This window comes from Alteribacillus persepolensis (assembly GCF_900099605.1).
GTDB lineage: Bacteria > Bacillota > Bacilli > Bacillales > Marinococcaceae > Alteribacillus > Alteribacillus persepolensis.
Genome location: NZ_FNDK01000060.1, coordinates 1 through 2,313, shown reverse-complemented (window position 1 = coordinate 2,313; position 2,313 = coordinate 1). Strand labels below are relative to the sequence as shown.

General features: G+C 35.6%; 4 protein-coding genes. 3 read left to right on the top strand and 1 reads right to left on the bottom strand.

What is annotated here, in order from left to right:
- On the bottom strand, positions 1–275 hold a 275-nt coding region (locus BLT18_RS17870), incomplete at its 3' end, for a transposase (RefSeq protein WP_245705321.1).
- A gap of 342 nt (positions 276–617) precedes the next feature.
- Between BLT18_RS17870 and BLT18_RS17865 the strand changes: the two genes are divergently transcribed.
- From BLT18_RS17865 to BLT18_RS17855, 3 genes are all read left to right on the top strand, one after another.
- Positions 618–935: a PadR family transcriptional regulator gene (locus tag BLT18_RS17865; RefSeq protein WP_091277136.1), complete on the top strand. Its 318-nt coding sequence runs from the start codon at positions 618–620 to the stop codon at positions 933–935.
- Positions 922–1,488: a DUF2812 domain-containing protein gene (locus tag BLT18_RS17860; RefSeq protein ID WP_091277133.1), complete on the top strand. Its 567-nt coding sequence runs from the start codon at positions 922–924 to the stop codon at positions 1,486–1,488. Before BLT18_RS17865 ends, BLT18_RS17860 begins: the two co-directional genes overlap by 14 nt.
- A gap of 148 nt (positions 1,489–1,636) precedes the next feature.
- Positions 1,637–2,035: a disulfide bond formation protein DsbD gene (locus tag BLT18_RS17855; RefSeq protein ID WP_091277130.1), complete on the top strand. Its 399-nt coding sequence runs from the start codon at positions 1,637–1,639 to the stop codon at positions 2,033–2,035.
- The last annotated feature ends 278 nt before the right edge of the window (positions 2,036–2,313 follow it).

Genomic DNA, 2,313 nt, shown 5'->3' with positions numbered 1-2,313 from the left:
TTTTTTTTGAGCCACGACAATTGAGTCGTGAGCTTGCCTACCTCGGCATAGAGTTGTTCTCGTTCTTGTTGGTGCTCTTTCTTTAACTTGTCCACCTCCTTCGTTTGGCTGCTGAATAAATTTGGCATTTGTTCAAGTGCCTGACTTTTCCATTGGCTGAGCTGATTGACGTGTATACCATGTTCGGACGCTAATTGACTCATGGACTTTTCTTCCTTCAAGATTTCAAGAACAATTTTAGATTTAAACTCGGGGGTATATCGTTTTCGTTTCATACCCACACCTTAACACATCCTTATTTCGTGTCTGAAATCTTGGGTCCAGTATAGAATGAGCCAACCAACATAAAACCAAATGTGATTAAGTTACTAAATGTTCATCAATCGGGCGCACTCCTGTAATAAGGACTGCGTTCTTTTTTGCATTTGGGCCATATAACTGAATAAGATTACACCAAAAGTCGATTTCCCAACGTAAAGGAAATCGACTTTTTTAGACTGGGATTTGAAGTTCTTTTGATGAATTTTAATAATGCTATTTACTATTCAGTTGAACTGTATTACCTTATTATTATAAAGTCGAACTATATATAGTTGGATTGAATAGAGGGTGAGAGTGTGAAACATAAATTATTGCCGTTGTCTGAAACCATGCATTATATTTTATTAGCTCTACGTGAGCCACTCCACGGCTATGCCGTCATGCAAAAGATAGAAAAAATGAGTAATGGTACCGTTATTTTAGCGGCTGGTACATTATACGGTGCGATGGAAAACTTGCATAAACATGGTTGGATTGAATCGGTGGGGAATTCAGGTCGGAGAAAAACTTATATGATAACGTCAGAAGGACGTGCCATTTTGAAAATGGAGCAAGAAAGGCTAGTGCGTATTTTATCCTTGTATGAAGGAAGTGAAGCAAATGAAGAAGTTTAAAGCATTTTTTGATATTGAAAAAGAAGAGAAATGGCTGAACGAGCAATTACAAGAAGGATATCGCTGTACAAATATTAGTAGATTAGGGATATACACTTTTGAAAAAACGGACAAGAGATATGTAATGCGACTTGATTGTCAAGATTATTTACCTAAGAAAAAGTTCGAGGAATACAAGGGGTTATATGAAGATTTTGGTTGGACCTATATAAAAGGTTACTGGCTGGGTGGAATACGGTATTGGCAAAAAGAAGATGATGGTCAAAATGAAATTTTCTCAGACCGTCAATCCAAGGGTAACTATTATAAAAGATTAATGGGTTATTCATTCTGGCTGTGTATGCTTATGTTCTTTATTGCTGTTCCCTACACGGATTATTCAGAATTATATCATACAGGTCTTTGGAGTATGCAAGGTGACTTATTTTGGAAGGCGCTTCTATTTGAAACCCCATTCGTCCTTTTGAAATTGTCTCCCGTCCTTCTCAGCATTATCTTTGGTATTAGTTTCTATAAGGCTTATCGAAAATATTCATCGTTACAAGCAAGCTAGGGAGTTCATTGTGAACTTTTTTAATTCAAAGAAGTGATTTAGGATAATGTATATATCACAATCGGACAATAAATTCTGGAATAGGAATTAGTGCCAAGATGGACAATAGGCAATTTAACTGTATATCTTTTTTTACAGGGGCGGTTAAATGAGTAAAAAAACCTTAAACATAATTGGATGGCTGCTACTTTTGGGAGTGGGTACTTCGTGGTTATGGTTAGGCTACTCAAGTTGGTACTTATTATTACTTTCAATAGCATACATTTCTTTTTCAATTAACGATGGTGGCATTAAAAAACTAGGAAAGATAAAACAGATGACCATACCACAAGTGATCCTAACCTTGTTTGCATTTGTTGTGTCGGTGGCTATTGTGTTTGGTCTTATTCAATTAGCTAATTACTTGATAAACGATATATTACATTTAACTGGAGGGATAAAGACGCTCAGTGTGATTATTGCTGCGATTCTTTCATTATACCCTATTAAGTTTACTTTTGGCAGTGTTGTTTATAAGGTAATAAGTAATTTGAGCGCTACAAGGTAAAATCTGTGAGTTTTGAAAGACGGGTGGCGATTCCACAATCGGGCGCTTTCGCGAAATAAAAAATGCGCCCAATATTGCTCTCTAGGGTCATTTAAGGAATAACTTATTTAATATTTTGTGTAGTAACGTGCGGAGATTAATTTTATTAAAAATATGTATTAATAAAAACTGAGCATTATTTTCAAGGTTTTGAGTGACCTTGTATATAATGCTTTTTTCTTTTTATAGCAAACAGTAACTGCTGAGAACTAAATTGATTAAGGGTTGTTGAAACCATT